The organism is Stenotrophomonas sp. YJH_SMC_16 (assembly GCF_059367875.1).
The window spans coordinates 312,119-330,855 of sequence record NZ_JCAFRH010000001.1 but is presented as its reverse complement, the minus strand read 5'-3'; the positions used below and the strand labels follow the sequence as shown (position 1 = coordinate 330,855).

14 protein-coding genes are annotated in these 18,737 nt (G+C 67.4%); 6 read left to right on the top strand and 8 right to left on the bottom strand.

What is annotated here, in order from left to right; genetic code table 11:
• Positions 1-618 (bottom strand): SGNH/GDSL hydrolase family protein, encoded by a 618-nt coding sequence (locus tag AC5P6E_RS01410; protein WP_019338543.1) that lies wholly within the window; start codon positions 616-618, stop codon positions 1-3.
• A gap of 3 nt (positions 619-621) precedes the next feature.
• Positions 622-1,896, bottom strand: a complete 1,275-nt coding sequence (locus tag AC5P6E_RS01405; RefSeq protein WP_010480840.1) for a pyridoxal phosphate-dependent aminotransferase — start codon at positions 1,894-1,896, stop codon at positions 622-624.
• 114 nt (positions 1,897-2,010) lie between these two features.
• Between AC5P6E_RS01405 and rsgA the strand changes: the two genes are divergently transcribed.
• Both rsgA and AC5P6E_RS01395 read left to right on the top strand, forming a co-directional pair.
• On the top strand, positions 2,011-3,120 hold the full coding sequence (gene rsgA / locus AC5P6E_RS01400) for a ribosome small subunit-dependent GTPase A (protein WP_010480839.1): 1,110 nt from the start codon (positions 2,011-2,013) through the stop codon (positions 3,118-3,120).
• 126 nt (positions 3,121-3,246) lie between these two features.
• A complete protein-coding gene (locus tag AC5P6E_RS01395; RefSeq protein WP_049411678.1) occupies positions 3,247-4,500 on the top strand; it encodes a flavohemoglobin expression-modulating QEGLA motif protein in 1,254 nt (417 codons plus the stop codon).
• A 436-nt stretch (positions 4,501-4,936) separates the two neighbouring features.
• Here AC5P6E_RS01395 and AC5P6E_RS01390 read toward each other — a convergent pair whose 3' ends face one another.
• The 5 genes from AC5P6E_RS01390 to AC5P6E_RS01370 all read right to left on the bottom strand — a co-directional run bounded on the left by AC5P6E_RS01390 (position 4,937) and on the right by AC5P6E_RS01370 (position 11,431).
• The gene (locus AC5P6E_RS01390; protein ID WP_495230622.1) at positions 4,937-7,231 is read right to left on the bottom strand and encodes a TonB-dependent receptor; all 2,295 of its coding nucleotides are present in this window, start codon (positions 7,229-7,231) and stop codon (positions 4,937-4,939) included.
• A 159-nt stretch (positions 7,232-7,390) separates the two neighbouring features.
• Complete coding sequence (locus AC5P6E_RS01385; protein ID WP_010480836.1) at positions 7,391-7,915, bottom strand: hypothetical protein; 525 nt, start codon at positions 7,913-7,915, stop codon at positions 7,391-7,393.
• A 207-nt stretch (positions 7,916-8,122) separates the two neighbouring features.
• Positions 8,123-8,863 (bottom strand): acetoacetyl-CoA reductase, encoded by a 741-nt coding sequence (phbB, locus tag AC5P6E_RS01380; protein ID WP_005419193.1) that lies wholly within the window; start codon positions 8,861-8,863, stop codon positions 8,123-8,125.
• Positions 8,864-8,887: 24 nt separating this feature from the next.
• Positions 8,888-10,216: a CitMHS family transporter gene (locus tag AC5P6E_RS01375; protein ID WP_012481220.1), complete on the bottom strand. Its 1,329-nt coding sequence runs from the start codon at positions 10,214-10,216 to the stop codon at positions 8,888-8,890.
• Between the two features lie 75 nt (positions 10,217-10,291).
• Positions 10,292-11,431 carry an OprO/OprP family phosphate-selective porin gene (locus AC5P6E_RS01370; RefSeq protein ID WP_057503955.1) on the bottom strand — a complete coding sequence of 380 codons (1,140 nt, stop codon included), beginning with the start codon at positions 11,429-11,431 and terminating at the stop codon, positions 10,292-10,294.
• Between the two features lie 242 nt (positions 11,432-11,673).
• Here AC5P6E_RS01370 and AC5P6E_RS01365 point away from each other — a divergent pair, with 242 nt between their 5' ends.
• From AC5P6E_RS01365 to AC5P6E_RS01350, 4 genes are read left to right on the top strand one after another with little or no spacing between them, the layout of a single operon-like run.
• Positions 11,674-12,363 carry a response regulator transcription factor gene (locus tag AC5P6E_RS01365; protein ID WP_019337115.1) on the top strand — a complete coding sequence of 230 codons (690 nt, stop codon included), beginning with the start codon at positions 11,674-11,676 and terminating at the stop codon, positions 12,361-12,363.
• Complete coding sequence (locus AC5P6E_RS01360) at positions 12,356-13,747, top strand: sensor histidine kinase N-terminal domain-containing protein (protein WP_495230730.1); 1,392 nt, start codon at positions 12,356-12,358, stop codon at positions 13,745-13,747. Before AC5P6E_RS01365 ends, AC5P6E_RS01360 begins: the two co-directional genes overlap by 8 nt.
• Complete coding sequence (locus AC5P6E_RS01355) at positions 13,744-14,799, top strand: ABC transporter substrate-binding protein (RefSeq protein ID WP_329836038.1); 1,056 nt, start codon at positions 13,744-13,746, stop codon at positions 14,797-14,799. The genes AC5P6E_RS01360 and AC5P6E_RS01355 overlap by 4 nt, the downstream gene beginning before the upstream one ends.
• A gap of 28 nt (positions 14,800-14,827) precedes the next feature.
• Positions 14,828-15,478 (top strand): response regulator, encoded by a 651-nt coding sequence (locus tag AC5P6E_RS01350; RefSeq protein ID WP_005414428.1) that lies wholly within the window; start codon positions 14,828-14,830, stop codon positions 15,476-15,478.
• Between the two features lie 572 nt (positions 15,479-16,050).
• Here the strand turns inward: AC5P6E_RS01350 and AC5P6E_RS01345 are convergent.
• The gene (locus tag AC5P6E_RS01345) at positions 16,051-18,693 is read right to left on the bottom strand and encodes a hybrid sensor histidine kinase/response regulator (RefSeq protein ID WP_313207860.1); all 2,643 of its coding nucleotides are present in this window, start codon (positions 18,691-18,693) and stop codon (positions 16,051-16,053) included.
• Between the last annotated feature and the right edge of the window lie 44 nt (positions 18,694-18,737).

Genomic DNA, 18,737 nt, shown 5'->3' with positions numbered 1-18,737 from the left:
TCAGTCCGTGCCGCCAAGCAGATGCGTGGCCACCGGAAGGGCGCGTGCGCTCCACAGCGCGTACATCCGCGCTGAAGGATGCAGGCCGTCCTCGGCAATCATCGTCGGGTCTTCGCCCTGTGCGCGGCTGATGTCGGTGATGTCGACGAAGGCCACGCCGTGCCGGGTACTGATCACCTCGGCGGCGGCATTGAACTCGTCGGTCTGGATCTCGATCGCGGCCAGGTCGCGGCCACTGCCGGCACCGAACGGGGTGGCACCCCAATCGGGGAAGGACAGCACCAGCACGCGGCCGGCATCACCGCCGGCGAAGCCGATCGCCCGCTGCAGCAGGGCCTGGAACTGGCTGCGGTATTCGTCCAGAGGACGCCCGCGGTACTGGTTGTTGACGCCGATCAGCAGGCTGACGAAATCGAACGGACCCTGCGGTGCGGTCGCGTCGATACCCGCATCGAGCTCGTCAGTGGTCCAGCCGGTGGTCGCAATGGTCTGCGGGTTGGACAGGTCGATGCCCTGCGCACGCAGGGCGGCGGCCAGCTGGTGCGGCCAGCGGCCTTCGACTGCAACCGCTTCACCGATGGTGTACGAATCGCCCAGCGCCAGGTAGGACAATGCCACGGCTCAGGCCACCGAACGGCGCGGCTTCAGCGGCACGACCTTGGTCGCATCCTCGGCACGCCGCGCCAGCACACGGTCGATGCGGGCGAACACATCGCGCATCACCGAAGCTTCCGGCATCAGGGTCACGCGGAAATGATGGCGGTAGGGCACGTTGAAGCTTGAGCCCGGCACCACCAGCACGCCTTCGTTGTTCATCAGGTCCAGCGCGAAATCGTGGTCGTCGAAGCCCTTCGCAGCGGCACCGACCACGGCCGGGAACGCATACAGCGCGCCGGCCGGCGCGACCAGTGACAGGTGCTCGCTGGCTTCGCAGGCCTCGATCACCGCGCGGCGGGTTTCATACAGGCGGCCGCCCGGCGTGCACAGCTCGGAGATGGTGTCCGGACCGTTCACCGCCGCCTCGATGGCGTACTGGCCCGGCACGTTGGCGCACAGGCGCAGTGCGCCCAACAGGTCCAGCGCGGCGCGGAAGTCGCCCAGGCGGGCATCGTCACCGCTGAGGTGGGCCCAGCCCACACGCCAGCCGCAGGCGCGGTGCACCTTGCTCAGGCCACTGAAGGTCAGGCACGGATGATCACCGGCCAGCGGCGCGACCGGCTGGAACACCGCGTCGTCGTACAGGATCTGGTCGTAGATCTCATCGACCAGCAGCAGCAGGTTGTGGCGGCGCGCGATTTCCACCACGCGCTCCAGCAGTTCGCGCGGGTAGCTGGCGCCGCTGGGATTGTTCGGATTGATCAGCACGATGGCGCGGGTGCGCGAAGAGACCAGCGTCTCGATCTCGCTCGGGTCCGGCTGGAATCCGTTCTCCGGCGCGCAGCGGTAGTACACCGGCCGGCCATCGTTGAGGATGGTCGAAGCCGACCACAGCGGGTAGTCGGGCGAGGGCACCAGCACTTCGTCGCCCGGGTTGAGCAGCGCACGCAGCGACAGGTCGATCAGCTCGCTGACGCCGTTGCCGAGGAAGACGCGGTCCGGGTGCGCATCGGGCGCGCCACGGCGGGCGTAGTAGCTGGCGATGGCTTCGCGCGCCACCGGCAGGCCCTGCTGGTGGGTGTATGGGTCGGTGCGGCCCATGTCGTCGGCGATCGCGCGTTGCAGGTGCTCCGGCGCGCGGAAGCCGAAAGCGCCCGGGTTTCCGATGTTGAGCTTGATCAGCTTGCGGCCCTGCGCCTCCAGCTCCCGGGCTCGCCGCGCCAGTTCTCCGCGGATTTCGTAGCGCACTTCGGAAAGGCGCTCGCGGATGGCCAGGGGCTTGGGCGAGGTGGTGGACATGGGAGCTGGGCCGTCAAAAGGCATGGGGCTTCCATCCTACCGGAATTGCTGCACTGCATGGCAAGGGCTCCGGGCCCGTCACTGCTGGGCTGGCAGGGCGCTGGCACAGGTAGAATGGCGGCGATGACCCAGACCCCCGATTTCATCGCCCTGCAGACCATCGGCTGGCCCTGGCCGGGCCCGCCACAGCAGGCTGACTGGCAGGCCGCGATGGCCGCGCACCCGCAGGCCCGCCCGGCACGGGTGATCGAACAGCACCGCACCCACTACGTGGTGGCCGATGGCCCGGATGCATCGATCAAGGCCGAGTCGCTGCCCGAATGGCAGCGCCCGCGCTTCCCCAGCCATGAACGGCCGGCGGTGGGCGACTGGGTGCTGCTCGATGGCATCCGCATCGTCGCCCTGCTGCCACGGCGCACCGCGATCAAGCGTGGTGCCGCGGGTGAGCACTACCACCAGCAGGTGATCGCGGCCAACATCGATACGGTGTTCATCGTCTGTGGCCTGGACGCTGACTTCAATCCGCGCCGCATCGAGCGCTACCTGCTGCTGGTCGGCGGTGGCGGTGCCGAACCGGTGGTGGTGCTGACCAAGGCCGACCAGACCGAGTACAGCGAGGATGCGCTGGCGGTGCTGGAAGAGCTGGAGATGCAGGGCATCGCGCTGCATGCGATCAATGGCCTGGATGCCGACAGCGTTGCCGTGCTGCAACCGTGGCTGGGCCCGGGCCGCACCGTGGTGCTGGTGGGCTCGTCCGGTGCCGGCAAGTCCACGTTGACCAACACGCTGCTCGGCGAGCAGCGGATGAAGACCAACGCGGTGCGTGCCAACGATTCGCGCGGACGACACACCACCACCCATCGCGCGCTGATGCCGCTGCCGTCGGGCGCCTGCCTGATCGACACCCCCGGCATGCGCGAGCTGAAGCCGACCGGTGAAGAGACGCTGTCGGAAGGTGGCTTCGCCGATATCGAAGCGTTGGCCGCACAGTGCCGTTTCAACGACTGCAAGCACCAGCAGGAACCGGGCTGTGCGGTACGTGCCGCGATCGAGGCCGGCGAGATTGAAGAGAGCCGGCTGCTGAACTACTTCAAGCTGAAGGAAGAAGTGGCCGCCGCCGCGGCCAAGCTGGCTGTTCGCCAGGCCGAGACCGCGCAGGAGCGTGGCGGCAGGAAGGGCAAGGGCCAGCAGTTCCGCCCGGCGAGCAAGAACCGCCGGCGGTAGCACAGCAGCCGGGCGTGGGCTCGGCTTTACAGTGGGTCCGCGGCGGAGTCATTTCCTGTAGCGCCCGAGCCGATGCTCGGGCGGCGGCGCGCAGCGCCGGACACAGCAGGGCGCTATAGTCCGCCCATGGAACCGACCGCGACGCTGGACCGTGACGTGGCCCACCATGCAGCGCTCGATGCGCGCCTGGTCGAGGCCGTGGGGGGCATCCGCCTGCTGGGCCTGACCAGCTGGCCGGCCACGCTGCAGGCACCGTTCCTGGACAGCGTGGCACGTGGACAGCCGGTGCTGCCGAAGGTGGATTACCCGAGGCTGGATTTCAGCGAGGAGCGCCGCGCATTGGCTGCGATCGCCGCCGACTGCGATGATACTCATCCGCTGGGCCACTACGTGCGCCAGTCGGCGCAGAGCTGGGACCTGGCCGCGCAGCTGCTGGAAGGGTTGGGCACGGCGGCGGTCGATACCTGTTCGGTGCAGTTGTTCGGCGCGCCCGAGCAGCCGTTGCCAGGCAATGGCCCGAGCACGCGCGAAGCGGCGCGTCACTTCATCCAGATTGCTGCCGAACTCGATCACGAACTGCTGGCGCCGGAAGAGCAGGTGCCGGTCTCGGCCATTGCCCTGCAGCTGCAGCTGCAGAATGACCTGGATGCGTTCTTCGAATCGCGCATCATCCAGGTGCAGCTCGATCCAGAGCTGGTGTCCAAGGCCGCTGCCGGACCGACCCGCATCCGCCTGCGCACCAGTGCGCGCTTCAGTGCCTACGACCGCGCGCAGCTGTTCCACCACGAAGCGCTGGTGCATTCGCTGACGGCCTTGAATGGCCGCGAACAACCGGTGCTGCCCAGCCTGGCGTTGTCCTCGCCGCGGGTGACGGCCACCCAGGAAGGGCTGGCTACCTTCGCCGAACAGATCACCGGCAGCATCGACATCGAGCGCCTGAAACGCATCAGCCTGCGTACCGAAGCGATTGCCATGGCACGCGAAGGCGCCGATTTCATCGAAGTGTTCCGCTACTTCTGCGATGCCGGGCAGAACGCCGAAGAAAGCTTCGCTTCGGCACAGCGCGTGTTCCGCGGCGTGCCGCCCAGCGGTGGCCTGGCCTTCACCAAGGACACGGTGTACCTGCGCGGCCTGGTGTCGGTGCATACCTTCTTCCGCCACATGTTGGCCGAGGACCGCCTGCAGGTCTGCCGCTGGTTGTTTGCCGGCAAGATGAGCCTGGCCGATGCGATCGCGTTCGCGCCGCTGTTCGAAGCGGGTGTGCTGAAGCCGCCGCGCTGGCTGCCGCACTGGGTGAGCCGGGCGAACGGCCTGGCCGGCATGCTGGCGTTTTCGCTGTTCGCCAACCGGATACGGATGGACCAGCTGGCGCCGGAATGAAATGCGTTGGCGGATCCTCCTGCGCCTGCCTGCTATCGGCTGGGAGGAGGCGGGGCACCCTGGTCAGGACACGCAAAAGCCCCTCCATGGTGCTCGATGGCGCCATCCATGGCGCCAACGGTCCTGACCAGGGTGCCCCGCCTCCTCCAGACAATTTCCTGCGGGCGCGGCAGCAGGTCCACCAGAGGGATTGCGCTTGAAAAGCAAAGAGCCGGGCATTGCCCGGCTCTTTGCTTTTGCTGTTGCTCTTGCTTTCCATTCCCTCCGCGCCGGCGCGGGGAACTGTCCAGCGGGGGTAGGCAGGCCCATGCAGGACCGTGAGGCGCATGGATGCGCCGATCGAGCCCCCATGGATGGGTTTACGGCGTGTCCTGCATGGGCCTGCCTACCCGCGCCATGCAGGAACAATCAACGCGCCGCAGCGCCCGCTTTCGATTTAGAACTCCGCCGCCACCGTCATGAACAACTGCCGCGGCGCGCTCGCATGGATCGCATACCGCGTGCCCTTCGGATCGGTCGGCGCGAACGAACTCAGCTGCCCCGCATAGCGCTTGTTGGTCAGATTGGTCGCGTTCAACGACACCCGCACGTTGCGCAGGCCCAGGCCCGGGCCGAAGTCGTAGCCCGCACCGGCGTCGAAGGTGGTCACGCCCGGCACCGACTGGTCGTTGGTGTACGTGTAGTAGCGCTTGCCGGTGTACTTGGCGCGCAGGCTGGCGAAGAAGCCATCGCGGTTCCAGCTGATCTCGCTGGACGCCATGCGCTGCGGCGTATCCACGGTGATCTTGCCGGCCACCGGCACGATCGCACCGCCCGAGGTGTAGTCATCCTCGTAGGTGGTCTTGTTCCAGGACAGCGCGTTGTACCACTGCAGGCCGTCGATCGGCTTGAGGATGAAGGTCAGCTCGGCACCGTGGCTCTTCACCGAACCGACGTTGATGAAGCGCGTCACGCACTCCGGACGCGTGCCGACTTCGATGCTCGAGCACGGGTTCAGCGACAGCAGGCGGTTGTCGAACTTCACGTTGTAGGCGGCGATCGAGGCCTGGTATTTCTCGCCGAAGGTACGGAAACCCGCTTCCAGGCTCTTGGACTTCTCCGGCTCGAGCCCGGCGCTGGCCGCGAACGATTCCGGCGATACCTGCAGCGGGCCACCGCTGCCGCCACCGACGAAGGCGGCGATGTTCTCGGCGTACGAGGCGAACAGCTCGTTGTTGGCGTTGAGCTTGAAGCCCAGGCCCAGCTGCGGCAGTACCGACTTCTTGGCGGTCAGCGTGCCCGAGGCGATGCTGGTTTCCACGCCCGGCTGGGCGGTTGCGCGCATGCGGGTGTTCGGGCTCTTGATACCGACATCCACGGTCAGGCGCTGGTCCAGGAAGCGCATGCGGTCCTGCACGTAGAACTGGCGCGTGCGGATGTCGAAGTCCTGGTTGAACAGCAGGCGGTCCGGGTTCTTCAGGTACAGGTCGTCCAGGAACGGGCCGCTGATGTAGTAGAAGTTGCGCGACACGTTATGGTCGTTCTGCTCGTACCACAGGCCGGCTTCCAGTTCGTGGATGCCCACCGTCCACGACAGCGCGGCGGTCAGGCCATCGCGGTTGATCGTGTAGTTGGTGCTGCGGATGGAGATCGGCAGCATCTTGTCGGTGCCCGGGTAGGACGGCTGGCCCGGTGCCCACCAGTGGCCCTGGCCACGGTTGTCATGGTGATAGGCCAGCAGCTTCAGGCGGCCCTGTTCGCCCAGGCGCAGGTCGGCATCGACCGAATAGAGGTTGTCGTCACGCAGTGCGCGGCTCTGGTAGTAGGCGTCGTCGATGCTGTTGACGCCGCCACTGAACTTGCACTTGCTGCGGTCCAGCGTGCCTGGCGCGCAGTACGCGGCGGCCACGGCGCGATCCCAGTCCGGTGCATAGATGTTCCAGTCATAACCCAGGCCGCGCGCCAGCATGTCCTTGGACAGGTAGGCATAGTTGGCCTGGCTGGCGCGCGAAGTCGCCACGAACGCGCCGAAGCGGTGGTCGCCGACATTCCACACCGCCTTGGCGTTGAACTGGCGAGTGGTCTGGTTCTGGTACGGCGCGGCCCACATGTCCTGGTCCTGATGCACGCCGGACACGTAGGCCGAGAAACCGTTGATGTCGCCGGTATCCACGCGCAGGTAGCCACGGCGCTGGCTGTCGTCGCCGACGGTGACGCTGGCGCGGCCGCCGAATTCGGTGGACGGATCCATCGAGAAGTACTGGATGGTGCCGCCCAGGTTGCTGGTCGAGGCCACGCCCAGCGAACCGATGCCCTGCGACAGCTCGGCACCGGCCAGGTTCTCGGCGATGATCGCGCGGGCAATGCTCAGGCCGTTGTAGTTGCCGTAGCTGTTGTCACCCAGCGGGATGCCGTCCAGCGTATAGCCGAGGCGGCTCTTGTCGAAGCCGCGCAGGCTGATGGTCTGCGATTCTTCGTTGGCACCGAAGGCGTCGTTGGACTGCACCGACACGCCCGGCAGGCGGTCGAGGATCTTCTGGCCGCTGGTGCCCGGCGGCAGCACCTGCTTGTCGACGGTGGTGATGCGCTGCACCTGGCGGGTCTCGCCCTGGCCGATAACGGAGACGGTATCCAGCGTCTGCGCGCTCAGCGCGGCATCGGTGCTGGCGCCGGTATCGGCGGCGGGGGCGGCATGGGCGCTGGCGGCGGAGAGCGCGATCGCCACGGCGATCGTCAGGTGTCGGGTCTGCATGGTGGTCCGTTGCATTGGGGGTGGTCACGGGCACGCGTGCCGGTGCATGGCCACTATGCGAACGGAACATGAAACCTTCTTTACGAAAAACCAACGAACGATGCAGGGCAGTGGTGCGTGTCCTGCAACATGTTCGTCATGGTGGTAGGCCGGTGGGAATCAGAAGCGCTCCCCAGGCCAGCTCAATTTGAGCTGGTCCATGCAGTCACGGTCATGTTCGGAGAATGAGAACCCGATCTGGATGCCGTTCACTACTGTGCCGAACACCGTCGACTCGTCCAGGCTATGCCCTGACGGCACGGAAAGGACATTGAAGTCGGGGTAGCGACGACCCATCTGCTTTCGCGAGATGCAGGCGCCGCTCAGCCGCAGCGTAATGCCTTTGATGATTCGCCCCGATGCGTCGGTGTAGATCTGGCCAGAGGGCCCCTTGATCCTCCCAGCGACCACGAATGGCGCCAGATCGATGGTGGCGCTGTCGCCCCGGCCCATTCTTGCTTCCGAACGCGAGCCGGCCGGAGCCAGGGGTGATAGCTGCGCGACAAGGTCAGAGCGTGACAGCTGCAAGGACCAGCGCTCCACGAGCCGCCAGGTTGCATCCGCCTCATCCGCAGTGGCAGCAGGTGGGGTGGCCGCCAGTGGCGGGGTGGCGACCACGAGAAGCGCAATCAGCAATGCACGCATGCCAACCTCCTTGATCCGCGATTCCGGCCGTTCATCCATCGGGCTCGGCGAGCGTTGGCAGGTATAGCACCGGTTCTGCCGATGTATCGGGCAATACGTCCCGAAAATGCAGAAACAAAAAGGGGCCGGATCCCCCTCGCAAGCGAAGGTTCACCGGCCCCGCGCACTCCGTGGGTGAGGCGGTCCACGCCTTGCGTGGAGACGGGCTCAACCCATGTACAGACCGCCGTTGACCGGATAGTCGGCACCGGTCACATACGAGGCTTCATCCGAGGCCAGCCAGGCGCACAGGCCGGCCACTTCCTCGGGGCGGCCCAGGCGACGCACCGGTACCGACGCCGCCAGCCGGTCCAGCACATCCGGCGGGAAGCTGCTGATCGCCTGGCTGGCGATGTAGCCCGGCGACAGCGTGTTGACGGTGACGCCGCGCGAGGCCACTTCGGCAGCCAGTGCACGGCTGAAACCGTGCATCGCGGCCTTGGCGGTGGCGTAGTTCACCTGCCCGATCTGGCCCTTGTGGGCGCTGACCGAACCGATGTTGATGATGCGGCCCCAGCCACGCGTGGCCATGCCGTCAACCACCTGCTTGGTCAGGTTGAACAGCGCATTGAGGTTGGAGGCGATCACCGCGTTCCAGTCTTCCACCGTCATCTGCCGGAACAGCAGATCACGGCTGCCACCGGAGTTGTTGACCAGCACATCGACCTCGCCCACTTCCGCACGCACCTTGGCGAACGCGGCGCTGGTCGAGGCCCAGTCGGTGGCGTTGCCTTCGGAGGCGATGAAATCAAAGCCCTGTTCGCGCTGCTCGCGCAGCCAGTTGGCCTTGCGCGGCGAGTTCGGCGCGCAACCGGCGACCACGGTGTGGCCACTGCGGGCCAGGCTCTGGCAGATGGCAGTACCGACACTGCCCATTCCACTGGTGACGTAAGCGATTCGAAGCGTCATTGCAGAAGGCTCCTTGGTAGAGGGTCAGGCAGCGAGCGGGTACAGGCCGAACAGCAGGCTGCCGACCATCAGCAGCATGGAGATGGCGATGGCCCACTTCAGGGTGAACTTCTGGTGGTCGGCGAATTCGACCTTGGCCAGGCCCACCAGCAGATAGGTGGACGGCACCAGCGGGCTGAGCAGATGCACCGGCTGGCCGGCCAGCGAGGCGCGCGCCATTTCCACCGGGGTGATGCCGTAGTTGCCGGCGGCCTCGGACAGGATCGGCAGCACGCCGAAGTAGAAGGCGTCGTTGGACATGAAGAAGGTGAACGGCATCGATGCCACCGCCGTGATCACCGCCAGGTACGGGCCCCACGATTCCGGAATGACGGCCAGGAAGCTGTGCGACATTGCTTCGACCATGCCGGTGTTGTTGAGGATTCCGGTGAAGATGCCGGCGGCGAAGATCAGCGACACCACCGACAGCACGTTGCCGGCATGGTTGACCACGCGGCGGCGCTGCTCGGCCAGGTTCGGGTAGTTGATCACCAGGGCGATGGCGAAGCCGACCATGAACAGCACCGGCATCGGCAGCACGCCGATGATCAGCGCGGTCATCAGCGCCACGGTCAGCGCCAGGTTCACCCACAGCAGCTTCGGGCGCTTGATGTCTTCGGCGTCTTCCACGGTCGGCAGCGGGTTGCTGTCATCGGACACGCTGTTGTCCATCCAGCTGCCACCCTTGGGCAGGGTCACCACGCCAAGGCGACGGCGTTCCTTCAGGCCCAGGTACCAGGCCAGCAGCAGCACGCCGGCACAGGCGATCACCATCGACGGGATCAGCGGCACGAACACGTCGGCCGGGTCCACGTGCAGCGCGGTGGCCGCGCGTGCGGTCGGGCCGCCCCACGGGGTCAGGTTCATCACGCCGCCGGCGAGGATGGTCACGCAGGTCATGTTCAGCGCGTTCATGCCCAGGCGCTGGTACAGCGGCAGCATCGCCGAGACGGTGATCATGTAGGTGGTCGAGCCATCACCATCGAGCGAGATCAGCATCGCCAGCACCGCGGTACCGAGCACGATCTTCATCGGATCGCCCTTGACGAAGCGCAGGATCACCCGCACCAGTGGATCGAACAGGCCGGCATCGATCATCACCCCGAAGTAGAGGATGGCGAACATCAGCATCACGCCGGTCGGCGCGATCTTCTTGATGCCTTCCAGCATCATCTCGTCGATGCCGGCGCCGAAGCCGCCGATCAGCGCGAACAGGATGGGAATGGTGATCAGGGCGACGAGCGGCGATAGGCGTTTGCTCATGATCAAGTACATGAACGTAATGACCATGCCAAAGCCGAGGATGCTCAGCATCATCTGCGGACTCCTTGCGAATACAGGACGTGGGGGAGTGGAAGGGGCCCGGGCGGCATACCCGGGAATTCGGGCTTAGAAGTCGTACTGCAGGCGTCCGGTGACCGCGCGCGTGCGGTCCACCGTCACCCCGGCCAAGCGGTCGCGGTTGCGGCTTTCGATCACGTTGAGCATGAAGCGCAGGTTGTCGCGCAGGTACCAGTTGCCACCCAGCGTCCAGGCGTCGGTGCTGCCACGGCGCAGGTCCGGCGCACCATCGAGATGCTGCGCACCCCACATCTGGTCGTAGCGCAGCGCTACTTCGAAGGCACCGGCCTTGTGGCGGATGTCCTTCACCCGCGCAAAGCGGCCGGTCTTGCGGTCGTAGGCGCGGCTTTCGCCGGTAATGAACCAGCTGACCATGCCGTAGGCGGCCATCACGTCGCCACGCTGCGCACCGTCATCGAAGGTGGCGCCACTGAACTCGCCCTGCCACGACAGCGGGCCGCGCACCTGCGCGTATTCCAGCGACCACTTGTTGACGTCGGTATCGCGGCCGGCGGAGAAGTCGACCAGGGTCAGGCGGCTTTCATCGGACAGGTGGCCGGCCGGGCGTGGTCGGATCTTCAGGCCCGGAACGCCGTTCGCGCCGGGGTTGTCATAGGCCTCGCGGGCCAGCGACAGGCCCAGGTGCAGCACGTCGCCATCGGCGGGCGAGGGCGCCCAGGTGACACGGCCACCGGCAGCACGCCCCTTCACCTGCCAGGCGTCGATGCTTTCCAGGCTGTAGATGCTGGCGGCCCAGGTGAAGTCACCCGGATTGGCCTGCCACGACGCGCCCAGGCGGTACAGCGGCGCCAGCGTGGTGCCGGCATTGCCGCGCTCCAGGAAGCTGCCGTAGTTGGAGCTGGTGCGGTCATCCAGCGAGAAGTACTGCTTGAACTGGCCGACGGTCAGCTTGCCGGCCTTGCCGAAGCTGCGCGCCAGGTACACGTCCTTGGCCTCGACGCGGTCGCCGGAGAAATCGGCTTCCAGCTTGTAGTCGACCACGAAGAACTTGCCGGATACGTCAACCCACGCGCGGCGGATTTCGGTGTCGTCCTTGTTCGGGGTGCCCCGGTTGTCATTATCGAAGGTGGCGAAGTCCAGGTGCAGGCGGCCACCCAGGGTGGCGGTGACCGGACGGTCGTCTTCGGCAGCGAAGGCCGGCGCCGACAGGACAGCCAGCGCCATCATGGCGGCAGGACGCCGCCAGGCAAACGTGAATTCCACAAACCCTCCCAGGTGCGCGCCAGGCGCGCGGCAATCGTGGGCACCGGACGGTGCGCGGCCGCAGTCTGGGTCGGGCAAGCTGTCATGGTCCTGTCAACGGATTGTGCGGTGCAGCGTAAGGCGGCTCGCTGCTGCTTCCTGGCAGGGCCCGGCGAGCGCGGCAGCGGCATGCGGTAGCATTCGTTTCCCCTCCCACCCTCGTGCCCATGCGCCTGCTGCTGGTCGAAGACAACCCGGATCTGGCCGATGCGATCATCCGCCGCATGCGCCGCAGTGGGCACGCCGTGGACTGGCAGGCCGATGGCCTGGCCGCCGCCAGCGTGCTGCGCTACCAGAGCTTCGACCTGGTGGTGCTGGACATCGGCCTGCCCAAGCTCGATGGCCTGCGCGTGCTGGCCGGCATGCGCGAGCGTGGCGACAGCACGCCGGTGCTGATGCTGACCGCACGCGATGGCATCGAAGACCGCGTGCAGGCGCTGGATGTCGGCGCCGACGACTACCTGGGCAAGCCGTTCGATTTCCGCGAATTCGAAGCGCGCTGCCGCGTGCTGCTGCGTCGTGCACGAGGCCAGGCCAGCGAAGTGGTGCAGATCGGCGGCTTCCAGTTCGATAATGCCGCGCATCGGGTCAGTCTCGACGGCGAGCCTATCGAGCTACCCAACCGCGAGTACCGGCTGCTGGAGATTCTGGTCGGCCGCCTCGGTCAGGTGGTCGGCAAGGACGAGATCGGCAACGGCCTGTTCGGCTTCGACGACGAAGCCGGCCCGAATGCGATCGAGCTGTACGTCGGTCGCCTGCGGAGAAAGCTGGCCGGCGCACCGCTGCGCATCACCACGGTGCGCGGTGTCGGCTACCTGCTGGAAGCCAGCGATGGCAGCGCCGACGCCGATGGCTGACGCACGCGCTGCGAACGCGGCACCAGGTTCGCTGCGGCGAACGCTGCTGCTCTACCTCGGCGCGCTGCTGGCGGTGTTCGCGGTGGCGCTGCTGTTCGCCGCGCGCGACTATGGCCAGCGTGCGGCAAACCGTTCCTACGATCACCTGCTGGTGTCTTCGGCGCTGTCCATCGCCGATTCGGTGGCGCTGGTCGACGGCCAGTGGCAGGTCGATCTTCCCTATGCGGCGCTGGACCTGCTGGCGATGGCCCCGGAAGACCGCGTGTTCTATCGGGTGGCCGACAGCCGCGGCAACCTGATCACAGGTTATGGCGATCTGCCGTCGCCGCCGCGCCGTCCGGGCGCGCAGCCGCAACTGTTTGATGCGGCGTACAGCGGCGAGACCGTACGCTTCGTAGTGGTCGGCCGCAGTTTCGCCGCGGCCTCGGCGCAGGGCGAGGTGCAGGTGCAGGTGGGCCAGACCCGGCGTGCGCGCGAAGCCGTCGCGCAGGACATGGTCAATCGCGCACTGCTGGCGATCGGCGTGCTGTCCGGCCTGCTGCTGGCGCTGGTGGCGTTTGGCGTGCACCGCGCGTTCCGCCCACTGGTGCGGGTGGAACGCGAGCTGTCGCGGCGCGAACCGTCCGACCTGAAGCCGCTGGACGCGCGCGTGCCGCGCGAGATGGACCAGATGGTGGCGGCGTTGAACCGCTTCATGGAGCGCCTGTCCAGCAGCAACGAGACGCTGCGCGCGTTCATGGCCGAGGCCGCGCATCAGATGCGCACGCCACTGGCGGCACTGCGCGCGCAGGCACAACTGGCGCTGGACGACGACGACCCCGAAGACATGCGGCGCAGCCTGCAGGCGATCGAGCGCAATGCCACCCACATGAGCCGGTTGCTGAACCAGCTGCTCAGCGATGCCAGCGTGATCCATCGCTCGCACCTGCAGCGCTTTGCGGCGGTGGACCTGGCCGAGACCGTGCACCAGGCCCTGCATGAAGCCCTGCCGCAGGCCGGCCCGGCACCGCGCGTGCAACTTGCGATGACCGCCGAGCCGGTGCAGGTGCACGGCGACGCGCTGCTGCTGCGCGAGGCGATCAAGAACCTGGTCGACAACGCACTGAAGTACGGCGGCGAGGGCCCGTTGCAGATCGCGCTGACCGTGGAAGGCGGTCAGGCGGTGCTGACCATTGCCGACCATGGCGCAGGCATCGCCCCCGCTGATGCCGAACGCGTGTTCGAGCGCTTCGCCCGTGGCGAAGGCGCGCCGTCCGGCGGCGCCGGGCTGGGCCTGGCCATCGTCAAGCGCGTGGTCGACAGCCATGGCGGCCGCATCGACCTCAGCAACCGCCCGCAGGGCGGGCTGATCGCCACCATCCGCCTGCCACGGAGCAGTCCATGATCCGCCTGTTCGCTGCTGCCGTTGCCTTGCTGCTGGCCCTGCCGGTACTGGCCGCGCCCGGCGACGTACGCCGTTTCCCGGCCCAGGCAAAGGCCACTGCGCAGCTGCGCATTCACGGCACCACCGACATCGAAGTGTTCGCGGTGGTGATCGCCGATTACCAGCGCCTGCATCCCGGCACCGAGGTGGTGTACGAGGACATCATCACCCAGGACCTGTACGCGCGTTACCTGTACGACCGCGGCGGGCCGGCATCGCCGGACCTGCTGATCTCCAGCGGCATGGATCTGCAGACCAAGCTGGTCAACGATGGCCACGCGCTGCCACACCGTTCGGCGCAGACCGCTGCACTGCCGGCCTGGGCACAGTGGCGCAACGAGGCCTTCGGCATCAGCTACGAGCCGGTGGTGATGGTCTACAACACCCGCATGCTGCCGGCCGCGAAGGTGCCGCACACGCGTCGGCAGCTGCTGGACCGGCTGCGCGCCGAGGGAGCACCGCTGCGCGGCAGGGTCGGCACCTATGACATCGAGCGCAGCAGCGTCGGCTACCTGCTGTCTACCCAGGATGCGCAGCGTGGCAGCATCGCCGGTGCGTTGCTGGGCGCGCTGGGCGACAACGACGTGGTGCGCGAGGAGCGCACCGGCGTGCTGCTGGACAAGGTGGCCAGCGGACAGCTGTCGCTGGTCTACAACGTGCTCGGCTCCTACGCGCAGGCGCGCGTTGATGCCGGCGCGCCGCTGGGCATTGTGGAGCCCGAGGACTACACGCTGGTGGTGCTGCGCACCGCAGTGATTCCGCGCACCGGCCCGCACCCGGAAGAAGCCCGGCGCTTCCTCGACTACCTGCTGTCGCCACGCGGCCAGCAGGTGCTGTCGCGCGAGGCACGGCTGATGCCGATCGTGACCGGCAACGCGCGCGGCGATGATGCGCCGGGCCGCAGCCGCCGCCCGATCCAGCTGGGTCCGGGCCTGCTGGTGTATCTGGACGCGCTCAAGCGCCGCCAGTTCCTCGATGCCTGGCGCAGCAGCGTGGAGCCGGCAGGGCGCTGAGGCTCCGGCCTGCCCGTACAATGGCCGCATGAGCGAATACACCATCCTGATCGCCGATGACCACCCGCTGCTGCGTTCGGCGGTGGTGCAGTCATTGCGGCAGAGCCTGCCGCTGGCGCAGGTGCGCGAGGTCGCCAGCGCCGAGGCCTTGGCCGAAGCACTCGACGCACATCCGGATGTGGACCTGGTGCTGCTCGACCTGACCATGCCAGGCGCGCACGGTTTTTCCGCGCTGCTGCACGTGCGTGGCTCGCATCCGGACATCCCGGTGGTGATCCTCTCGTCCAACGACCATCCGCGGGTGATTCGCCGCGCGCAGCAGTTCGGCGCCGCCGGGTTCATCCCGAAGTCGGCGCCGGCCGAGACCATCGGCGAGGCCGTGCAGGCGGTGCTCGATGGTGGCCTGTGGTTCCCGGCGATGGCCGCCGAGCGTTCGGAGGCCGATGCACTGCTGGCCAGCCGCCTGGCGCAGCTGACCCCGCAGCAGTTCCGCGTGCTGCTGTGCCTGGCCGATGGCCTGCTGAACAAGCAGATCGCCTATACGTTGGGCCTGGCCGAGAACACGGTGAAGGTGCATGTCACCGCGATCCTGAAGAAACTCGAGTGCCATAGCCGAACGCAGGCAGCGGTGCTGGTGAAGGCACTGGAGCCCGAGGGCGACGCCGGCATCGGGTTGTAGTTTCCGGCCAACGGCGCAGCCCCTCGTGGGTGGGTTTGGGTTGGTCGCTGAAAGCAGAAGCTGCGAGCGGGCCGGTCGGGTTGGGTGCGCGGGGGACGCCGTGAATCCGTCCCTGGAGGCTTGGCAGCCGCATCCATGCGGCTGACACCCCCGCGCACCCAACCCGACCGGCCTCTGACAGATTTCGGTGGCCTGCCACCCACGGAGAAGAAAAAAGATCAAAAGCAAAAGCAGGCTGTCAGGCCGCCCTTTGTAGAGCCGAGCCCACGCTCGGCTTCGCGGACCGGCCGGAAAGCAGCCGAGCATGGGCTCGGCTCTACACGAGCAAGCGCAGCGGGCGACCCGCTTTTGATCTTCTTTTTCTTGTCCGTGGGTGGAGAACACCTGTGAACTGTCAGCGGCCGGGTGGGTGGGTAGTGCGGGGTGTCCGCGGCAAGGATGCCGCGGCCAAGCCCCCATGGATGGGTTCACGGCGTCCCCGCACTGCCCACCCATCCGGCCAGCCCTCAGCAATCCGGCCTTCCGCGACCAACCAGACACCACCCACGAGGGGCTGCGCCGTTTGCTGGAAACTACCCGCGATGCCGGATCAGCAACTGACTCATCAGCGCCCGCAGCGCCGGCGGCTTCACCGGCTTGGCCATCATCCCCCAGCCTCGCTCGGCGGCCATCTCACGCAATCCCGCATCGCGCTCGGCAGTGACCAGCACCACCGGAGGGCGAGCCTGCCATAGTTCCGCCAGCGTCTCGTAAAGCACCGGTCCGTGGTGATCGCCCATGCGCACATCCAGCAGCACCAGCTCCGGTACCGCGCCTGTCGCTGCCAGCTGCAACGCGGCCTGCGGGCCATCGGCCAGCATCACCTCGCAGCCCCAGCGTTCCAGCAGCGCGCGGCTGGCGGCGCAGACGTGCGGATCATCATCGATCACCCACACCCGGCGCCCGCGCAGCGGATTGTCCGCGGCCGGTTCCTGCACCAGCACCGGCGCAGGTGCCGTAGCAGGAATCGCACTGGCGTCGCCGAACGGTACGCCCACCGCGAACACGCTGCCCTGGCCCAGCTGCGAGCGCAGGCGGATCGGATGGCCGAGCAGACGACCGATGCGATCGACGATCGCCAGGCCAAGGCCAGCGCCGCGCTGCTGGCCGTCGTGAAGGCGGCGGAACTCCTCGAAGATCTCGCTCTGCAGCGCATCCGGAATACCCGGGCCCTGGTCGTGCACTTCGATCCACAGCAGGCCTTCGCGGCGGCGGCAACCCAGCAGCACGCGGCCGCGTTCGCTGTAGCGCAGCGCGTTGGACAGGAAGTTCTGCAGGATGCGGCGCAGCAGGGCTTCATCGCTGACCACCACCGCATCGGTATCGACCCAGTCGACCACCAGCCCGCGTGACTGTGCGGCGATGCCGAACTCGCGCGCCAGCGTCTGCAGCAGCGGCCCGAGCCGGAACGCCTGCACGCGCGTGGGCAGGCTGCCCGATTCCAGCCGCGCGATATCCAGCAGGCTGTTGAGGATCGCGTCCTGCGCGGCCAGCGCAGCGTCGATGTGGTCGCTGGTCTGCTGCTGCGCCGGGTCGCTCAGTTTGCCGCGCAGCACCGAGACGAACATGCGTGCAGCGTTGAGTGGCTGCAGCAGGTCGTGCACGGCCGAGGCGACGAAGCGGGTCTTGTAGCGGTTGGCCTGTTCGGCTTCGCGGCGTGCTTCGTCCAGGTCACGGGTGCGCTCGGCGATGCGGTGCTCCAGCGCATCGGCCAGCGAACGTAGTTCGCGCGCGGCGTTCTTGTAGCTGGTGATGTCGGCATAGCTGGTGACGAAACCGCCGTCGGGCAGCGGATTGCCACGGATCTCCAGCACCGTGCCGTCGTCCTTCTCGCTTTCGCGCATGTGCGGGCGACCGCTGCGCAGGTGGTTCAGGCGACGCTCGATGGCCTCGTCCACCGGGCCGGGACCGAGCAGGCCACGGCGTGCATTGAAACGGAACAGTTCCTCGATCGGCCGGCCGACGCGAACCAGGTCTGCCGGGAACCGGAACAGTTCCAGATAGCGCGCATTCCATGCCACCAGCCGCAGCTCGCGGTCGATCACCACCACGCCCTGCGGCAGGTGCGCCAGGCTGCGGCTGAGGCCGCTGTCAGCGTCGGTTGCAGCCTGCAGCAGGCCATCCTGTGCGGTGCGCAGTTCCTGTGCATGCTGCTTGAGCAGGGTTTCCAGTTCGCGGCGGCTGCGCAGGCGGTGCTTGGCCAGGCGCCGGCGCTGCTGCACGAACAGCACCAGGAAGCCCAGCGCCAGCCATGCGGCACCGCCGGTGAGTGCGGCCGCGCGTCCGGCAGATGTGGCTGCACTGGCATCGTGCAGCAGGTGCAGGTTCCAGCCTTCAGCGGGCAGCGGCAGGCTCTGCCACAGCATCGGCTGCGGCAACGTCGGGTCCAGCAGGCGCACCATGCGGCCGCCATCGGCCAGCACGTCTTCGGTACGCGCACGCAGGGGTTGCAATGCGCGGTCGGCGTACTGGCGGGCATCGAGCATCTCGCGGCGCTCGTCGGCGCCCAGCGGGCGCAGCAGCCGGTAGCGCCAGCTGTCACGGTTGGCCAGGAACACCACGTCGTGGTCGTCGCTGGCCAGCACCACATCGGGGCTGCTCAACCATTCCTGTTCCAGCGCCGACAGCTCGACCTTGATCACCACCACGCCCAGCCGCTGGCCGTCTTCCTCGATCGCCTGCGACAGGTAGTAACCGGGCACGCCGGTGGTCATGCCGATGCCGTAGAAGCGGCCGCGGCCCTTGGCCAGCGCCTGCCGGTAATACGGGCGATAGCTGTAGTTCTCGCCGACATTGGTGGTCGGCTGGTCCCAGTTGCTGGCCGCCACCGCCACGCCGTCGTGGCCGACCAGGGTCAGGGTCGAGGCGCGGGTGACCTCATTGGCGCGTTGCAGCTTAAGGTTCAGCCGCTGCCGTTCAGCGGGCGAGGGTGGCACGCGCAGGGCGTGCAACAGGTCCGGGTCCAGCGCCAGCACCTGCGGCAGCGTGCCGAAGCGGTCGATGCGCTGCTGCAGGCCCTGGCCATACAGCTGCAGCTGGCGTTGCACCTGGCTGCTTTCGTCGCCCAGGGCACGCCGCCAGGCGTAGTGGCCGGCGGCCACTGCAGACAGCACGGTGCCACCGACCATCACCGCGATGGTCAGCAACAGCATCCGGTGGCGGCTGAGCCAGTACATGGCGGCAGTCTACGCAGGGCCGGCGGGCGTGGCATGCACGCCCG

Bases quoted from the DNA above. Each gene is read 5' to 3' on its own strand.
- AC5P6E_RS01405 (WP_010480840.1), bottom strand. From the start codon at position 1,896: ATGTCCACCACCTCGCCCAAGCCCCTGGCCATCCGCGAGCGCCTTTCC.
- rsgA (WP_010480839.1), top strand. From the start codon at position 2,011: ATGGCGGCGATGACCCAGACCCCCGATTTCATCGCCCTGCAGACCATC.
- AC5P6E_RS01395 (WP_049411678.1), top strand. From the start codon at position 3,247: ATGGAACCGACCGCGACGCTGGACCGTGACGTGGCCCACCATGCAGCG.
- AC5P6E_RS01390 (WP_495230622.1), bottom strand. From the start codon at position 7,231: ATGCAGACCCGACACCTGACGATCGCCGTGGCGATCGCGCTCTCCGCC.
- AC5P6E_RS01385 (WP_010480836.1), bottom strand. From the start codon at position 7,915: ATGCGTGCATTGCTGATTGCGCTTCTCGTGGTCGCCACCCCGCCACTG.
- phbB (WP_005419193.1), bottom strand. From the start codon at position 8,863: ATGACGCTTCGAATCGCTTACGTCACCAGTGGAATGGGCAGTGTCGGT.
- AC5P6E_RS01375 (WP_012481220.1), bottom strand. From the start codon at position 10,216: ATGCTGAGCATCCTCGGCTTTGGCATGGTCATTACGTTCATGTACTTG.
- AC5P6E_RS01370 (WP_057503955.1), bottom strand. From the start codon at position 11,431: ATGATGGCGCTGGCTGTCCTGTCGGCGCCGGCCTTCGCTGCCGAAGAC.
- AC5P6E_RS01365 (WP_019337115.1), top strand. From the start codon at position 11,674: ATGCGCCTGCTGCTGGTCGAAGACAACCCGGATCTGGCCGATGCGATC.
- AC5P6E_RS01360 (WP_495230730.1), top strand. From the start codon at position 12,356: ATGGCTGACGCACGCGCTGCGAACGCGGCACCAGGTTCGCTGCGGCGA.
- AC5P6E_RS01355 (WP_329836038.1), top strand. From the start codon at position 13,744: ATGATCCGCCTGTTCGCTGCTGCCGTTGCCTTGCTGCTGGCCCTGCCG.
- AC5P6E_RS01350 (WP_005414428.1), top strand. From the start codon at position 14,828: ATGAGCGAATACACCATCCTGATCGCCGATGACCACCCGCTGCTGCGT.
- AC5P6E_RS01345 (WP_313207860.1), bottom strand. From the start codon at position 18,693: ATGTACTGGCTCAGCCGCCACCGGATGCTGTTGCTGACCATCGCGGTG.